Origin of the sequence: Rhodococcus sp. BP-316, from assembly GCF_019836105.1 — a bacterium.
GTDB lineage: Bacteria > Actinomycetota > Actinomycetes > Mycobacteriales > Mycobacteriaceae > Rhodococcoides.
This window is the reverse complement of sequence record NZ_JABUEE010000004.1, coordinates 233,812-248,858: the sequence shown is the minus strand read 5'-3', so window position 1 is coordinate 248,858 and position 15,047 is coordinate 233,812. Positions and strand designations below refer to the sequence as shown.

The following is a 15,047-nucleotide window of genomic DNA, read 5'->3' as shown; positions in this document are numbered from 1 at the left end:
CAATGACCGCACACGGACTCGACACCCACTTCTCTTTCGACGCTGCCGATCTCACCGTCCTCGAATACGAACGCGGCGACGTCGCCGTGGTGTCGGTCGGCGGCGAGATCGACATGAGCACCACGCCCGAACTCCGCGAGGTCCTGGCACGCGTGGCCGCTCGCGGCCACGAGGACGTGGTTCTCGACCTGTCGGACGTCACCTTCCTGGGCAGCGCCGGCGCCGTCCTTCTCCTCGGCGCGGCGTCCTCGCTGTCGGTCCGTCCGATGGTGCTGGTGGCCACCGACCCCGCAGTGCGGCGCCCGCTCGAGCTCCTCGGCGTCTGCTCGCCGATCACCGTGTGCGGAAGCATCTTCGAGGCAGTGTCGCTGGTCACCTCGGCGCGCGACGGCGCCGGAGTCCTGTCCGACGCCGGCTGACCCCCGAACACACGAGAGCCCCCCGATTCGGTGAATCGGGGGGCTCTCGCGTTAGCGGAGCGGGCGACGGGAATCGAACCCGCGTAATCAGTTTGGAAGACTGAGGCTCTACCATTGAGCTACGCCCGCATGCCTGCGGCGGTGCTGGGATCGCCAGCTCCTGCCGCCTGCGTTGAGGAACTGTACCGAACGTCGCGCGCGATCGAGAAATCGGCCCGCCGTCGGCGCCTCCGCGGTACCGCCGTAGGATCGTCGGCGCACGTCGCTGTGGCCTTGCCGGTGCGAATCGCCACGATCGAGGGTGACGGCGTGCACGAGGAACGGGATGTGGCGCAGCTTGGTAGCGCATCCGCTTTGGGAGCGGAGGGTCGCAGGTTCGAATCCTGTCATCCCGACAGACGTCGGTCGCCGCGATCGAATGGTCCAGATCCACCTTCCCACCGGAACCACCCCGCACCACCACAGTCCGACAACGAATCACTGCAGTCGAGCAGATGAAGGAGCACGTTCGTGAAGAGCACTGTCGAGCAGCTGAGCCCGACGCGAGTCCGTATCAACGTCGAGGTGCCCTTCGAGGAGCTGAAGCCTGATTTCGACCGCGCCTACAAGACGCTCGCGCAGCAGATCCGCCTGCCCGGGTTCCGGCCCGGCAAGGCGCCCGCGAAGCTTCTCGAGGCACGCGTCGGCCGCGCGAACGTCCTGAACCAGGTGGTCAACGACGCGTTGCCCGCCAAGTACAACGACGCGCTCAGCTCGACCGAGCTGAAGCCCCTCGGCCAGCCGGACATCGAGATCACCAAGCTCGAGGACGGCGAGGAGATCGTCTTCACCGCCGAGGTCGACGTGCGTCCCGAGATCACGCTGCCCGACTTCTCGAGCGTCACCGTCACCGTCGACCCGGTCGAGATCACCGACGAGGCCGTCGACGAGCAGCTGCTCTCGCTGCGTCAGCGTTTCGGCACCCTCACCGGTGTCGAGCGCGCTGCGCAGACCGGCGACTTCGTCTCCATCGACCTGTCGGCCACGGTCGACGGCGAGGACGTCGCGGAGGCCTCGACCGAGGGCCTGTCCCACGAGGTCGGCTCCGGCCAGCTCATCGAGGGTCTCGACGACGCGATCGTCGGCCTGTCCGTGGGTGACTCCAAGGAGTTCCCGACGACGCTGCTCGCCGGTGAGCACGCCGGCCGGGAAGCGCAGGTCACCGTCACGGTGAAGTCGGTGAAGGAGCGCGAGCTGCCCGAGCCCGACGACGAGTTCGCCCAGCTGGCGAGCCAGTTCGACACGTTCGACGAGCTGATGGCCGATCTGCGCGAGCGCGTGGCCCGCGTCAAGAAGGTCGAGCAGGCCGGGCAGATCCGCGACAAGGTGCTCGAGGCTCTGCTCGAGTCCGTCGAGGTCCCGGTTCCCGAGGCCTTCGTCAAGGCCGAGGTCGATTCCGCGCTGCACGACGCGATCCATCCGCTCGACCACGACGAGGACAAGCTCGCGCAGCAGCTCGAGGCCGCAGGCTCCTCGCGCGAGGAGTTCGACACGAACGCGCGTGAGAGTGCCGAGAAGTCCGTGCGCACCCAGCTGTTGCTCGACACCATCGCCGACGCCGAGTCGGTCCAGGTCGGACAGGAAGAGCTGACCCAGAACATCGTCTTCCAGGCGCAGCGCTACGGCATCGCGCCGGAGGAGTTCATCCAGCAGGTGCAGCAGGCCAACCAGCTGCCCGCACTGTTCGCCGACATCCGACGCAGCAAGGCACTCGCCGCGATCGTCGATCGCGTCTCCGTGACCGACACCGCCGGTGCGAGCGTCGACACCAAGGAGCTCTTCGGAGATCCCGAGGACGAGGCCACCGACGAGACCGAGTCGGCGGAGATCGAGTCGTCCACGGACGAGTCGGTTGCGGACGATTCGTCTGCGGGCGAACAGCAGAAGTAACGCTCACAGCGAACGACGGCGGTTCCGGGACTCCGGGGCCGCCGTCCTTCGTTAGTGTCGGTGACAGAGAACGTGAGCGTTCCGTCCACAGGGAACGTTCGCGCTCACGGCGAGAAACTCGTTCAGGCGAGACCACATCGAGCACGAGAAGGCAGGTACCGTGACCACCACGAACCCGGCGACCAACACCGACCAGGCAGGGCCGTCCCGTCAGGCAGGGTCGATCGTGACCGCTCCGGCCATGACGTCCGCGACCGCCGGACTCAACCTCAGCGACTCCGTCTACGAGCGTCTGCTCCGTGAGCGCATCATCTTCCTCGGCACGCAGGTCGACGACGACATCGCGAACAAGCTGTGCGCCCAGATCCTCCTGCTCTCGGCAGAGGACCCCACTCGCGACATCGCGCTCTACATCAACTCGCCCGGCGGTTCCGTCTCGGCCGGCATGGCGATCTACGACACGATGAACTTCGCCGAGTGCGACGTCGCGACCTACGCGATGGGCCTGGCGGCGTCGATGGGCCAGTTCCTGCTCACCGCCGGGACCAAGGGCAAGCGCTACGCCCTGCCGCACGCCCGCATCATGATGCACCAGCCGTCCGCCGGAATCGGCGGCAGCGCGGCGGACATCGCCATCATGGCCGAGCAGTTCGCCCTCACCAAGCGCGAGATGGCCGAACTGATCGCACAGCACACCGGGCAGTCGTTCGAGCAGGTCACCGAGGATTCCGACCGCGACCGGTGGTTCACGGCGCAGCAGGCCCTCGAGTACGGCATGGTCGATCACGTCATCACACGCGCCGAGCAGGCCGGCGGCACCAGCGGAGCCGACAACTGATCGGACCGGACAGCGTAGCGCGCGACGCGCTCGCTCCTGTCGGTCGTCCGATCTCTTCACCCACACCCTTGGAGTACTGATGTCCCAGCTCTTCGATCCCCGTTCTCTCCCCGGCTCCAGCTCGCCCGCCGGGCCCGATTCCCGCTACATCCTCCCGTCCTTCGTCGAGCACTCCAGCTACGGCGTCAAGGAGTCGAACCCGTACAACAAGCTCTTCGAGGAGCGCATCATCTTCCTCGGCGTGCAGGTCGACGACGCCTCGGCGAACGACATCATGGCGCAGCTGCTCGTGCTCGAGGGTCTCGATCCCGACCGCGACATCACGATGTACATCAACTCGCCCGGTGGCTCGTTCACGTCGCTGATGGCGATCTACGACACGATGCAGTACGTGCGCGCCGATGTCGCGACCGTCTGCCTCGGTCAGGCCGCGTCGGCCGCCGCCGTGCTGCTCGCAGCGGGTGCCCCCGGCAAGCGTGCGGCACTGCCGAACGCTCGCGTCCTCATCCACCAGCCGTCCACCGGCGGTGTGCAGGGCCAGGTGTCGGACCTCGAGATCCAGGCTCGGGAGATCGAGCGCATGCGTCGTCTGATGGAGACCACCCTCGGTCGCCACACCGGCAAGGACGCCGACGTCATCCGCAAGGACACCGATCGCGACAAGATCCTCACGGCCGAGGAGGCCAAGGACTACGGGATCATCGACACCGTCTTCGAATACCGCAAGCTCTCCGCACGCAAGTGACGCCGGCCGGCCGGAGGCCGCTCCCGACACGCCCGGACGACGGGTCGTGAACGGGTGGCTCCGGCCGGTTCCGAGCCCCCGGACTGCATCGATTCACCCACGTCCGAGGGGGTGCGACGCCGCTCCGACATGCCTGCTCGGGTTGCGTCAGAAGTCGACCTCCGACCGCGAAGGCGGGTACGGTCGCACGCAGAGATTCTCTTTCACTAGTGAGGACTAACGCTCATGGCACGCATCGGTGACGGTGGTGATCTGCTCAAGTGCTCTTTCTGCGGAAAGAGCCAGAAGCAGGTCAAGAAGCTCATTGCCGGACCAGGTGTCTACATCTGTGACGAGTGCATCGATCTGTGCAACGAGATCATCGAGGAAGAACTGGCCGAGTCGAGCGAGGTCAAGCTCGACGAGTTGCCCAAGCCCGCGGAGATCCGCGACTTCCTGGAGAACTACGTCATTGGTCAGGACACGGCGAAGCGTCGTCTCGCCGTCGCGGTCTATAACCACTACAAGCGCATCCAGGCCGGCGACAAGGCCCGTGACGGCCGTGGTGAGACCGTGGAACTGGCCAAGTCCAACATCCTGATGCTCGGCCCCACCGGCTGCGGCAAGACCTATCTCGCGCAGACGCTGGCGAAGATGCTGAACGTCCCGTTCGCCATCGCCGACGCCACCGCGTTGACCGAGGCCGGGTACGTCGGTGAGGACGTCGAGAACATCCTCCTCAAGCTGATCCAGGCCGCGGACTACGACGTCAAGCGTGCCGAGACCGGCATCATTTACATCGACGAGGTCGACAAGATCGCTCGCAAGAGCGAGAACCCGTCGATCACGCGCGACGTCTCCGGCGAGGGTGTGCAGCAGGCCCTGCTCAAGATCCTCGAGGGCACGCAGGCCAGTGTCCCGCCGCAGGGTGGACGCAAGCACCCGCACCAGGAGTTCATCCAGATCGACACGACCAACGTGCTCTTCATCGTCGCCGGTGCGTTCGCCGGGCTCGAGAAGATCGTGTCGGACCGCATCGGCAAGCGCGGCCTCGGCTTCGGCGCCGAGGTCCACTCCAAGGCCGAGATCGACACGCAGGACCACTTCGCCGAGGTCATGCCCGAGGATCTGATCAAGTTCGGTCTGATTCCCGAGTTCATCGGTCGCCTGCCGGTCGTCGCGTCGGTCACGCATCTCGACAAGGAGTCCCTCGTGACCATCCTGTCGGAGCCGAAGAACGCTCTGGTGAAGCAGTACACGCGCCTGTTCGACATGGACGGTGTCGAATTGGAGTTCACCCCGGACGCGCTGGACGCGATGGCCGAGCAGGCCATCCATCGCGGCACGGGCGCTCGTGGACTGCGCGCGATCATGGAGGAAGTGCTCAACCCGGTCATGTTCGACATCCCCAGTCGTGACGACGTGGCGAAGGTGGTCGTGACGGCGGAGACCGTGAACGACAACGTGCTCCCCACCATCGTGCCGCGCAAGCCGGACCGGCCGGAACGGCGCGAGAAGAGCGCCTGACCCCCTCAGCTCGATCGAGAGCCCCGACGACCGATGGTCGCCGGGGCTCTCGTGCGTCGGGGGTAGGGTCGCCGCCATGCGCGTCGCGATCACGTACTGCACCCAGTGTCAGTGGCTCCTGCGAGCCGGATGGATGGCGCAGGAACTGCTGCAGACCTTCGGATCCGACCTCACCGAGGTGGCGCTGATTCCCGGCACCGGCGGAGTCTTCCGCGTCGTGGTGGGGGAGTCCGTGGTGTGGGATCGCAAGGAGCGCGGCGGTTTTCCCGAGATCACCGTCCTGAAGCAACTCGTTCGAGACGAGGTCGACCCGGAGCGCGACCTCGGGCACGCGGACCGTCCCTAGACGCGCTCGAACACCGCCGCGAGTCCCTGGCCGCCGCCGATGCACATCGTCTCGAGGCCGTACCGCACGTCTCGTCGCACCATCTCGTGAGCGAGGGTGGTCAGGATGCGTGCGCCGGTCGCGCCGACCGGGTGGCCGAGGGAGATGCCCGAGCCGTGCGGGTTGAGCCGAGGGTCGGCGGGGTCCATCGACCATTCGGTCAGCACCGACAACACCTGGGCGGCGAACGCCTCGTTCAGTTCGACGACGTCCATGTCGTCGAGGGTGAGGCCGAGCCGGCCGAGAACAGCGGCCGTCGCCGGGACCGGGCCGATGCCCATCGTCGCCGGCGCGACACCGGCCACCGCCCATCCGGCGAGTCGGACCAGGGGTGTCAGCCCCAGCGCTGCGGCCCTGTCCGCCGTGGTGACGAGGCAGAGCGCGGCGCCGTCGTTCTGGCCGCTGGCGTTGCCGGCGGTGACCGTCGATTCCGGATCGATCGTTCCGCGGATCGGGCGGAGCCGGGACAGCGACTCGAGGGTGGTGTCGGCTCGGGGGTGCTCGTCGTCGGTGACGACGACGGGATCGCCCCTGCGCCGAGGCACTGTGACGGGCGCGATCTCCTCGGCAAAGACGCCGCTCCGTTGCGCCGCGACGGCGCGCTGGTGGGACTGCACCGCGAAGGCGTCCTGGTCGGCGCGGGACACACCGTACTGCTCGCGGAGGTTCTCGGCCGTCTCGATCATCCCACCGGGCACGGGAAAGTGTGTGCCGCCGGCCGTGATCCGGGCCCGTGCGAGCCTGTCCTGGAGGGGCACGGAGTCGGCGCCGACGCCCCACCGCACACCGTCGGTGTAGAACTCGGTGGAGCTCATCGATTCCACGCCGCCCGCGAGCACGACGTCGCTCACGCCCGTGGAGACCTGCATGCAGGCGTCGAGAACGGCCTGCAGCCCGGACCCGCAGCGGCGGTCGACCTGGCGGCCGGGGACGCCGATGCCGAGCCCCGCATCGAGTGCGGCGACGCGTCCGATCGCCGGTGCCTCGCCGTTCGGTGCGCCCTGCCCGAGGATCACGTCGTCGATGTCGGCGCCGGACAGCCCGGTGCGCGAGAGGATCTCGATGATCACGGCAGACGCGAGGTCCGCTGCGGGAACGGTCTTCAGGGCCCCGCCGAAGCGGCCCACGGGGGTGCGCAGCGGAGCGCAGATGACGGCGTCGAGCATGGCGTGGTCTCGTCTCGTGTGTCGGTGGTCGGGTGGGGGGAGAGGTCAGGAGGTGCGGGCTGCGTCCGACCGCGACGCGACGCGGGCGAGATCGGCGTCGATGGCGGCCGCGGTGCTCAGCAGCGCCGGCACGACGGTGGTTCTCAACTCGTCGAGCGAGTAGCGCGCCGCGGGAGTGCTGATGTTGACCGCGGCGGTGACGGCGCCGCCGTGCCCGTGCAGCGGCGCGGCGATCGAGCGGAGTCCGATCTCGAGTTCCTGGTCGACGATGCAGAAGCCCTGTGTCCGAACGAGATCGAGTTCGGCGCGCAGGCTCGACTCCGTCGTCACCGTCCGTCCCGTGAGGTCGCGGAGGTCGGTGCGCGCGAGAAGGTTCGCGAGAGCGTTCTCGTCGACACCGGCCCACAGGACTCTGCCCATCGAGGTGGCGTAGGCGGGGAAACGGGTGCCGATGGTGATGGACACGGTCATGATGCGACTCACCGGGACCCGGGCGACGTAGACGACGTCGAGGTCGTCCAGGACGGACACCGACGAGGACTCGTGCACGCGCGCGGTCAAGGCCTCGAGATGCGGTCCGGCGATCTCGGGGAGCGAGAGCGACGAGAGGTACGAGTAGCCGAGATCGAGGACCCTCGGAGTCGGCGCGAAGGTGGTGCCGTCGGTGCGGACGTACCCGAGTTCGACCAGGGTGAGCAGGAAGCGACGGGCAGTGGCGCGGGTGAGATCGGTGGCTCGGGCGACCTCGGACAGCGTGCGACGGGGATGGTCCGCGTCGAAGGCCCGGATCACCGCGAGTCCGCGGGCGAGGGACTGCACGTGATCCGCGGCGGCAGCGCGGGTCTGCGGCGGTGCGGGCTCGGTCATGGGGTCCTCTCCTCGTCGGCTCGGATGCGCGTGTCTCATTGAAGCACAGTGTTCGCATCGCGGACTTCTGTTCACCTGTCGAACGGTGCGTTAGGGTCACGGTCATGATGAACAAGGTGGTGGCCTCGGCCGCCGAGGCGGTGGCCGACATCCCGAGCGGATCGTCGATCGCGGTGGGCGGATTCGGTCTGGTCGGTGTGCCGGAGCTGTTGATCGCTGCGCTGCTCGACCAGGGTGCGACCGATCTCGAGACCATCAGCAACAACTGCGGGACCGACGGCTTCGGGTTGGGAATCCTGTTGGAGCAGGGCCGGATCCGCAGGACCGTCAGCTCGTACGTCGGGTCGAACAAGGAGTTCGCCCGCCAGTACCTCGGCGGTGAACTCGAAGTGGAGCTGACACCGCAGGGCACGCTCGCCGAGCGGCTGCGAGCGGGCGGCGCCGGAGTCCCGGCGTTCTTCACCCCCGCGGGGGTGGGGACACAGGTCGCCGAGGGCGGGCTGCCACAGCGGTACGACGGCGCCGGCGGGGTCGCTCTCGCCTCGGCCCCGAAGGAGACGCGCGAGTTCGACGGCGTCACCCATGTCCTCGAGCGCGGGATCGCCGCCGACTTCGCACTGGTGCACGCCTGGAAGGGTGATCGGTACGGCAATCTCGTCTACCGGGCCAGCGCCCGCAACTTCAATCCACCGGCAGCGGAGTCGGGGCGCATCACCATCGCCCAGGTAGAGCATCTGGTCGAGCCGGGGGAGCTGACGCCCGAGGACGTGCACACGCCCGGTATCCACGTTCAGCGCGTCGTCGTCGTCGGGCCCGTGACGGTCGGGATCGAGCGCAGGACGGTGCGGTCATGACCCCGACTCCGCGCACACGGGACGAGATGGCGGCACGGGTGGCCGCCGAACTCGAGGACGGGCAGTACGTGAACCTGGGCATCGGTATGCCCACGTTGATCCCGGCCCACATTCCCCCCGACAGGACCGTGATCCTGCACTCGGAGAACGGAGTTCTGGGCGTGGGCCCGTACCCCACCGAGGACGAACTCGATCCCGAGCTGATCAATGCCGGCAAGGAGACCGTCACCGTGCTCCCGGGGGCCTCGTTCTTCGACTCGGCACAGTCCTTCGGCATGATCCGCGGCGGCGCCGTGGACGTCGCCGTCCTCGGCGCGATGCAGGTGGACAGCCGCGGTGATCTCGCCAACTGGATGATCCCCGGCCACATGGTCAAGGGGATGGGCGGCGCGATGGACCTGGTCCACGGAGCGCGACGCGTCATCGTGATGATGGAACACGTCTCCCGCAGCGGGGAGCCCAAGATCGTCGAGAGGTGCACGCTCCCGCTCACCGGTCGCGGCTGCGTGCACCGCATCATCACCGATCTGGCGGTCCTCGACGTCACGGCGGACGGGCTCGAACTGATCGAGACCGCACCCGGTGTGGGGGTCGACGACGTCCTTGCGGCGACGGGCGCCGAGGTCCGCGTCCGGACGTAGCGTTACCGTTTCCTTCTCATGGTCGACTCACTCACCGACGGACTGAAGGTCCGCCATCTGACGATGATGGGCCTCGGCTCCGCGATCGGCGCCGGGCTGTTCCTGGGCACCGGCGCCGGCATCGCCGCCGCGGGACCCGCCGTCCTCCTGTCCTACGCCCTCGCCGGCTTCCTCGTGATCCTCGTCATGCGCATGCTCGGCGAGATGGCCGCCGCCTCGCCGTCGTCGGGATCGTTCTCGACCTACGCCGAGATGGCGTTCGGCCGCACCGCCGGCTTCGTCACCGGCTGGCTGTACTGGTTCACCCTCGTCATGGTCATGGGCGCCGAGATGACCGGCGCCGCAGCCTTCATGGGTGCATGGTTCGGTGTGGATCCGTGGATCCCCGCCCTCGTGGCCATGGTCGTCTTCGCCGCGATCAACCTCGCGAAGGTGTCGAACTTCGGCGAGTTCGAGTTCTGGTTCGCCGCCATCAAGGTCACCGTCATCATCGGGTTCCTCGTCGTCGGGACGTTGCTGGTGTTCGGCCTGCTCCCCGGTTCGGACCCTGTCGGCGCCGCCAACTTCACCGGTCTCGGTGGGTTCGCGCCCAATGGCGTCTCGGGCATCGCCGCGGGGCTGCTGGTCGTGGCGTTCGCCTTCGGCGGCATCGAGATCGTGACCATCGCGGCGGCCGAGTCGAAGGACCCGGCCCTGTCGGTGGGGCGCGCGGTGCGCAGCGTCGTGTGGCGCATCAGCGTCTTCTACCTCGGGTCGATCCTGGTGATCACGTTGCTGCTGCCGTGGAACCGCCTCGACGAGGCGCAGTCGGCCGCGGAGAGCCCGTTCACGCTGGTGCTGCAGCAGGCGAACCTCTCCGGGGTGGTCGGCTTCATGGAGGCCATCATCGTGCTGTCACTGCTCAGTGCCTTCAACGCGCAGATCTACGCGACCAGCCGGATGATGTACTCGCTGGCGTTGCGGGAAGGCCGGAGGCCGGCCGGTGGTGGGCGGGACGGGCATGGCTAGTTGGCGCGGGTGGATGCGTCGGGGGTCCCGCGTGCCGCGCTGCTCGTCTCGGTGTTCTTCGGCTTCGTGACCGTGCTGCTGAACTATCTCGACCTCGACGGTCTGCTGACGTTCCTGCTGAACGCCGTGGGCGCGTCCCTGTTGGCGATCTGGGCGGTGACGGTGGCGTCGCAGCTACGACTACGACGCCGTCTGGAGGCGGCAGGTCCACTGCCCGTTCGCATGTGGGCGTTCCCGTACCTCAGCTGGGTGGCGCTCGCGCTCCTCGTGGGCCTGACCGTGCTCATGCTGACGGACGCGTCGTCCCGTCGTCAGGTACTCGCCACCCTCGCGGTGGTCGTGCTGTTGACCGTCGTCGGTCTGATCACCGGGCGTCGTCGGGCGGCGGCTCGCTGATCACACGGTGGGCGTGGGTGTAGACGTTCATACCGTCTCCGCGGAGGAAGCCGACGACAGTCAGGCCGGATTCGTCGGCGAGGTCGACGGCGAGCGACGACGGCGCGGACACCGCGGCGAGGATCGGGATCCCGGCCATGACGGCCTTCTGCGCGAGCTCGAAGGACGCGCGTCCGCTGACCATGAGCACCGTTCCCGTGAGGGGAACCCGTCCCTCGAGCACCGCCCACCCGATCACCTTGTCCACGGCGTTGTGTCGGCCGACGTCCTCCCGCACCGCGAGAAGCGTGCCGTCCGTGTCGAAGAGCGCGGCCGCGTGCAGCCCGCCCGTGGACGCGAAGATGCGCTGGTGCTCGCGGAGGGTGTCCGGGAGCGTGGTCAGGACGGTCGTCGTGACTGTCGCGCCGTCGGCTCCGGGGGAGTGGCGGGTCTTGAGCCGCACCGCATCGAGTGACGCCTTGCCGCAGACGCCGCAGGACGATGTCGTGTAGAAGTTCCGTTCGACCCCGGGGTCGGGTGGTGGGACGTGCGCTGCCAGAGCGAGATCGAGCACGTTGTAGGTGTTGAGCCCCTCGTCGTCGACACCGTCGCAGTACCGTGCGGCCAGAATGTCGTCGCGGCCGCCGATGACGCCCTCGGTGGCGAGGAACCCGTGCGCGAGTTCGACGTCGTGTCCGGGCGTACGCATGGTGACGGCCAACGCCTTGCCGCCGACGCGTAACTCCAACGGTTCCTCGGCGACCACGGTGTCGGGCCGTGACGAGCGGTGCGGTCCGCGGATGCGGACGACCGGTCGGCGGACGGTGGCGCGGCCCATCAGTGGTGGCTCTCGTGCGACGTGCTCATCACTCCATAGTGGACCCGCGTCGGCTCGGCGCGCGGACGGACCCGTGTCCGAGGCGGCGGTGCATAAGTTAGCCTTGCCTACACCAGGGGGGCTGGGTCCCCGCCGTCCATCGAAGGGACCACCTCACCATGGCCATGTCGGCCGGCGTCTCACGTCGTTCTTTCCTCCTCGGTGCCACCGGCGCGATCGTCGCGGTGGCCGCTGCGTGCAGCAGTTCCGACTCCGGCGGATCGCAGGACTCCGGCGCGACCGTGTCCACGAAGTACGGCGAGGTCAGCGTGCCGTCGGATCCGCAGCGCGTCGTCAGCGTCGGGTACAACGACCAGGACACCCTGCTCGCGCTGGGTGTCGTTCCGGTCGGAGTGTTCGACTGGTACGGCGACTACCCGTCCGCGACCTGGCCCTGGGCGCAGTCTGCGCTGGGGGGCGCCGCACCGGCGATCGTCGGGACCGCGTCCGAGGGCATCGACGTGGAGAAGGTGGCGTCGGCAGGCCCCGATCTCATCGTCGGTACCTATGCGGGTATCACGCAGTCGGAGTTCGACTCGCTGTCCCAGCTCGCCCCGACCGTCACCCAGCCGACCGGTTTCGTCGACTACGGCATTCCGTGGCGCGACCAGACCACACTGCTCGGCCAGGCGCTCGGTCGGGCCGATCAGGCGAGCACGCTGATCACCGATCTCGAGCGCGAGTTCGCCGACACGGCTGCCGCCAACCCGTCGTTCGCCGGCAAGACGGTGCTGCTCGGAGCGCTGCAGGGCCCCGGACAGTTCGGTGTCTACGGCGCGCAGGACCCGAAGGTGCGCTTCCTCAACGAACTGGGCTTCGTGAATCCGCCGGTCGTCGACCAGGTGGGCGAGCGCAACTTCGCCACCGTGAGCACCGAGCAGTTGTCTCTCGCCGATGTCGACGTGCTCGTCTGGTACGCCGGTGGCGGCTTCGGTGACAAGCTCCGTGCCGAGCTGGCGGCCACTCCCGTCTACCAGCAGCTGACCGCCGTCCAGGAGAATCGCGTGATCATTCTCGAGGACGAGGCCGCCGAGGCCATGGCGTGGAGCACCGTGCTCAGCCTGCCGTTCGCGTTGCAGGAGATCCCCGGCCGGCTGGCACCTCTCGTGCGCTGACAGGCCCGACGGTGGATCGGCCGGCGGTACTGTCGGCGGCGTGACCGTGCTGATCATCGGCGACGCCGACCGTCCGGACTCGGCCGGTGAGAGCCCGGGCCGATTCGCGGTGCGAGGTCCGGAGTCGGACGCGTGGTTCGACGCCGAGACGGACCGTGCGGTGGTCGGCTGGCGCTGTGTGCTGATCGGTTCCGCAGCCCATGTCGCGGTCTACCGCGAGCGAGCGCTGCGGGCGGGCGCAGAACCCGACGAGATCTCCGTCGTCGTCACGCAGGACGGCAGTGTCGACGTCTACTGCCCGGTGTGCCGAACGGTCGGACCGGCACCGCCCTGTGGGTCCTGCGGTGCGAATCTCGTGGTGACCGACCATGTCTCGAGCCGTCTCGCTGCTCGCCTCGGCGTTCCGGACGCCGCGTCGTGACACTGCGGGTGGTCCACTCGACCGCGGTCACTCCGGACGGTGCGGTGCGGCGCATCGACCTCGCGCCGCTGCGCTCGGGGGACGCGCTGCCGTCGTTCGTGCCCGGAAGCCACGTGGTGGTGCGCTGCGGCGACGACGCGTCCGCCCCGTACAACGCCTATTCCCTGATCGGGCCGCCGCACGCCCCGTCCCTCTTCTCGTGCGCGGTACTCGCCGTCGGCGCCGGGTCGCGATGGCTGCAGAGCCGGCGCCCGGGTGACCTCGTCGAGGTCGACACTCCGCGCAGCACCTTCGCTCCGGTTCTCCGTGCGCGGAGGCACCTGCTGGTGGCCGGCGGGATCGGCATCACGCCGATCCTGTCCCTGGCGCGGTGGCTCGGGTCGACCGCCGAGGTGCACTACGTCCACCGGCCGGAACGCGGCGCGTTCGCCGAGGACGTGGCCACGTCGTGCGATGCGCGGATCAGCACCACCCGCGAGGACTTCACGAGCGGACTGGCGGACGCGCTCACCCGGCAGCCACTGGGAACTCACCTGTTCGTCTGCGGGCCACCCTCTCTCGTCGAAGCGACGCTGACTGCCGCGCGTGCGGTGGGCTGGCCGGAGAGCCGTCTGCACACCGAGGCGTTCATCCGCCCCGATACTCCTCGCCGGTCGTTCGTGCTCGAACTCGCGCGCAGCGGTCGCACCCTGCCGGTGTCGGCCGACGAGTCGGTGCTGGACGTCCTCGACACTGCCGCCGTGTCCGTCGACCGGCAGTGTCGTCACGGTGTCTGCGGTCGGTGTCGGACGCCCGTGCTCGCGGGCGCCGTCGATCATCGCGACCTGTTCCTGTCCGACGACGAACGCACACGGTCGGATTCGATGATGGTCTGCGTGTCCCGCGCCGCGGGGGACCGTCTGGTGGTGGACCTGTGACCGACCTACGGGCCTTCCCGTTCCCCTTCGACGGTGACACGTACCGGTACAGCACGAATCTCGAACCGGCGCGCACGGCTCATCGGACCGCCGCGGGCGGCTGGGGTGAGCACGTCGTCGAACCGGGCACCGACTATCGGGGCGCGCTGGCCGAACGCGCCCGCATCCTCGCACGGGACCCCCGGCGAGCGGTGTCGTTGCCGCACATGGCGCCGGCCGGGTGGGACGCGCTCGAGACGGTGCTGACCGAACTGCACCGCAGCATGCCCGACGAGACGACGCTCGATCTCGACGACGGGCGTGTCCGTTTCTCGAACAGATTGTCCGGCACCAGCATCGACGTCGCCAGAGGTGACCCGAGCGTCGACCCACTGCTGCTGGCGGCGGGGGAGACCCCGGACGATCTCGTCCTGCTCGACACCCGCAGGGGCGAGCTGTTCGCCGACGCGGGCGTGGTGACGTTCGCGTCGGGGTGGTCCGTGAACTTCGCTCTGGGTGCGAGCTTCGAGGACATCCACGGTCCCGTCCCGCGTGTGCGGGAGGAAGGGGTCGTGGCGCGGGCGCGCGCGTTCCTCCTCGGGCTGGGTGCGGGAGCGATCGTGCGGCGCACCAACTGGTCGCTCGGGGTCGATCATCGGCTCGACGCCTCTCTGGAGACGCGCGGGGAGTGGGCACCCGCGCGACGGCACCTCGAGACCGCGTCCGTCGACGAGGTCGGCCGGCGCCTCTGCCTGCGGGTCGAGGTGCAGCACCTGACGCGCCTCGCTCCGTCCGGTGCGATCCTCTTCCTCATCCGCACCCATCAGGCCTCGCTCGACGAACTCGCGGCGGTGCCCGGCTGGGCGGAGCGCGTCGTCGCGGTCACCGCGGAGCTGCCGCGTGACATGGCCGACTACAAGGGGCTGACCGCGCTGCGACCGGCGATCGACCGCTGGTGGCGGAGCAGACGTCGCGCGGTGCTCGGGTGATCGCCTAGGTTCGGGG

Annotated in this window: 15 protein-coding genes, 2 tRNA genes and 1 pseudogene; 14 read left to right on the top strand and 4 right to left on the bottom strand. The window is 68.7% G+C overall.

The genetic code is table 11. From position 1 onward, the window contains the following. Positions 1-2 precede the first annotated feature (2 nt). Positions 3-419, top strand: a complete 417-nt coding sequence (locus HQ312_RS09700; protein ID WP_051613329.1) for an STAS domain-containing protein — start codon at positions 3-5, stop codon at positions 417-419. A 58-nt stretch (positions 420-477) separates the two neighbouring features. Here the strand turns inward: HQ312_RS09700 and HQ312_RS09695 are convergent. After that, positions 478-548: transfer RNA gene (locus HQ312_RS09695), tRNA-Gly, on the bottom strand. Positions 549-740: 192 nt separating this feature from the next. On the opposite strand from HQ312_RS09695, the gene HQ312_RS09690 reads away from it, so the two are divergent. The 6 genes from HQ312_RS09690 to HQ312_RS09665 all read left to right on the top strand — a co-directional run bounded on the left by HQ312_RS09690 (position 741) and on the right by HQ312_RS09665 (position 5,783). Then, positions 741-814, top strand: a tRNA-Pro gene (locus HQ312_RS09690). 115 nt (positions 815-929) lie between these two features. Further along, positions 930-2,348 (top strand): trigger factor, encoded by a 1,419-nt coding sequence (tig, locus tag HQ312_RS09685; RefSeq protein ID WP_222638456.1) that lies wholly within the window; start codon positions 930-932, stop codon positions 2,346-2,348. 241 nt (positions 2,349-2,589) lie between these two features. Continuing rightward, on the top strand, positions 2,590-3,186 hold the full coding sequence (locus HQ312_RS09680; RefSeq protein ID WP_051613384.1) for an ATP-dependent Clp protease proteolytic subunit: 597 nt from the start codon (positions 2,590-2,592) through the stop codon (positions 3,184-3,186). Positions 3,187-3,265: 79 nt separating this feature from the next. Continuing rightward, positions 3,266-3,931, top strand: coding sequence for an ATP-dependent Clp protease proteolytic subunit (locus HQ312_RS09675; protein WP_027505653.1), 666 nt, complete (start codon positions 3,266-3,268; stop codon positions 3,929-3,931). Between the two features lie 225 nt (positions 3,932-4,156). After that, a complete protein-coding gene (gene clpX / locus HQ312_RS09670; protein WP_222638455.1) occupies positions 4,157-5,437 on the top strand; it encodes an ATP-dependent Clp protease ATP-binding subunit ClpX in 1,281 nt (426 codons plus the stop codon). Positions 5,438-5,513: 76 nt separating this feature from the next. Further along, positions 5,514-5,783 carry a SelT/SelW/SelH family protein gene (locus HQ312_RS09665; RefSeq protein ID WP_027505655.1) on the top strand — a complete coding sequence of 90 codons (270 nt, stop codon included), beginning with the start codon at positions 5,514-5,516 and terminating at the stop codon, positions 5,781-5,783. Here HQ312_RS09665 and HQ312_RS09660 read toward each other — a convergent pair. Together HQ312_RS09660 and HQ312_RS09655 are read right to left on the bottom strand one after the other, a co-directional pair. Beyond that, entirely contained in the window at positions 5,780-6,988 is a 1,209-nt protein-coding gene (locus tag HQ312_RS09660; protein ID WP_222638454.1) for an acetyl-CoA C-acetyltransferase, read from the bottom strand. The genes HQ312_RS09665 and HQ312_RS09660 overlap by 4 nt on opposite strands. 45 nt (positions 6,989-7,033) lie before the next feature. Continuing rightward, the gene (locus HQ312_RS09655; protein WP_222638453.1) at positions 7,034-7,855 is read right to left on the bottom strand and encodes an IclR family transcriptional regulator C-terminal domain-containing protein; all 822 of its coding nucleotides are present in this window, start codon (positions 7,853-7,855) and stop codon (positions 7,034-7,036) included. 107 nt (positions 7,856-7,962) lie between these two features. On the opposite strand from HQ312_RS09655, the gene HQ312_RS09650 reads away from it, so the two are divergent. The 3 genes and pseudogenes from HQ312_RS09650 to HQ312_RS09640 all read left to right on the top strand — a co-directional run bounded on the left by HQ312_RS09650 (position 7,963) and on the right by HQ312_RS09640 (position 10,754). Further along, positions 7,963-8,709, top strand: coding sequence for a CoA transferase subunit A (locus HQ312_RS09650; protein WP_037185784.1), 747 nt, complete (start codon positions 7,963-7,965; stop codon positions 8,707-8,709). Beyond that, the gene (locus HQ312_RS09645; RefSeq protein ID WP_056445900.1) at positions 8,706-9,350 is read left to right on the top strand and encodes a CoA transferase subunit B; all 645 of its coding nucleotides are present in this window, start codon (positions 8,706-8,708) and stop codon (positions 9,348-9,350) included. Before HQ312_RS09650 ends, HQ312_RS09645 begins: the two co-directional genes overlap by 4 nt. Positions 9,351-9,368: 18 nt before the next feature. Beyond that, positions 9,369-10,754, top strand: a pseudogene (locus HQ312_RS09640) (amino acid permease). On the opposite strand, the gene fdhD reads toward HQ312_RS09640, so the two are convergent. Beyond that, positions 10,723-11,571, bottom strand: a complete 849-nt coding sequence (gene fdhD / locus HQ312_RS09635; protein WP_027505660.1) for a formate dehydrogenase accessory sulfurtransferase FdhD — start codon at positions 11,569-11,571, stop codon at positions 10,723-10,725. The pseudogene HQ312_RS09640 and the gene fdhD overlap by 32 nt on opposite strands. 164 nt (positions 11,572-11,735) lie before the next feature. Between fdhD and HQ312_RS09630 the strand changes: the two genes are divergently transcribed. Genes HQ312_RS09630 through HQ312_RS09615 form a run of 4 tightly spaced genes read left to right on the top strand, consistent with a single transcriptional unit; the run spans position 11,736 to position 15,031 of the window. After that, on the top strand, positions 11,736-12,725 hold the full coding sequence (locus HQ312_RS09630; RefSeq protein ID WP_156380558.1) for an iron-siderophore ABC transporter substrate-binding protein: 990 nt from the start codon (positions 11,736-11,738) through the stop codon (positions 12,723-12,725). 40 nt (positions 12,726-12,765) lie between these two features. Beyond that, on the top strand, positions 12,766-13,146 hold the full coding sequence (locus HQ312_RS09625; protein ID WP_222638452.1) for a dimethylamine monooxygenase subunit DmmA family protein: 381 nt from the start codon (positions 12,766-12,768) through the stop codon (positions 13,144-13,146). After that, a complete protein-coding gene (locus HQ312_RS09620) occupies positions 13,143-14,063 on the top strand; it encodes a PDR/VanB family oxidoreductase (protein ID WP_222638451.1) in 921 nt (306 codons plus the stop codon). The genes HQ312_RS09625 and HQ312_RS09620 overlap by 4 nt, the downstream gene beginning before the upstream one ends. Next, complete coding sequence (locus tag HQ312_RS09615; RefSeq protein ID WP_222630312.1) at positions 14,060-15,031, top strand: DUF3445 domain-containing protein; 972 nt, start codon at positions 14,060-14,062, stop codon at positions 15,029-15,031. The genes HQ312_RS09620 and HQ312_RS09615 overlap by 4 nt, the downstream gene beginning before the upstream one ends. The last annotated feature ends 16 nt before the right edge of the window (positions 15,032-15,047 follow it).

Excerpts from the sequence above, each read along its gene's own strand:
- HQ312_RS09700 (WP_051613329.1), top strand. The coding sequence starts at position 3 with ATGACCGCACACGGACTCGACACCCACTTCTCTTTCGACGCTGCCGAT.
- HQ312_RS09680 (WP_051613384.1), top strand. The coding sequence starts at position 2,590 with ATGACGTCCGCGACCGCCGGACTCAACCTCAGCGACTCCGTCTACGAG.
- HQ312_RS09675 (WP_027505653.1), top strand. The coding sequence starts at position 3,266 with ATGTCCCAGCTCTTCGATCCCCGTTCTCTCCCCGGCTCCAGCTCGCCC.
- clpX (WP_222638455.1), top strand. The coding sequence starts at position 4,157 with ATGGCACGCATCGGTGACGGTGGTGATCTGCTCAAGTGCTCTTTCTGC.
- HQ312_RS09665 (WP_027505655.1), top strand. The coding sequence starts at position 5,514 with ATGCGCGTCGCGATCACGTACTGCACCCAGTGTCAGTGGCTCCTGCGA.
- HQ312_RS09660 (WP_222638454.1), bottom strand. The coding sequence starts at position 6,988 with ATGCTCGACGCCGTCATCTGCGCTCCGCTGCGCACCCCCGTGGGCCGC.
- HQ312_RS09655 (WP_222638453.1), bottom strand. The coding sequence starts at position 7,855 with ATGACCGAGCCCGCACCGCCGCAGACCCGCGCTGCCGCCGCGGATCAC.
- HQ312_RS09650 (WP_037185784.1), top strand. The coding sequence starts at position 7,963 with ATGAACAAGGTGGTGGCCTCGGCCGCCGAGGCGGTGGCCGACATCCCG.
- HQ312_RS09645 (WP_056445900.1), top strand. The coding sequence starts at position 8,706 with ATGACCCCGACTCCGCGCACACGGGACGAGATGGCGGCACGGGTGGCC.
- fdhD (WP_027505660.1), bottom strand. The coding sequence starts at position 11,571 with ATGGGCCGCGCCACCGTCCGCCGACCGGTCGTCCGCATCCGCGGACCG.
- HQ312_RS09630 (WP_156380558.1), top strand. The coding sequence starts at position 11,736 with ATGTCGGCCGGCGTCTCACGTCGTTCTTTCCTCCTCGGTGCCACCGGC.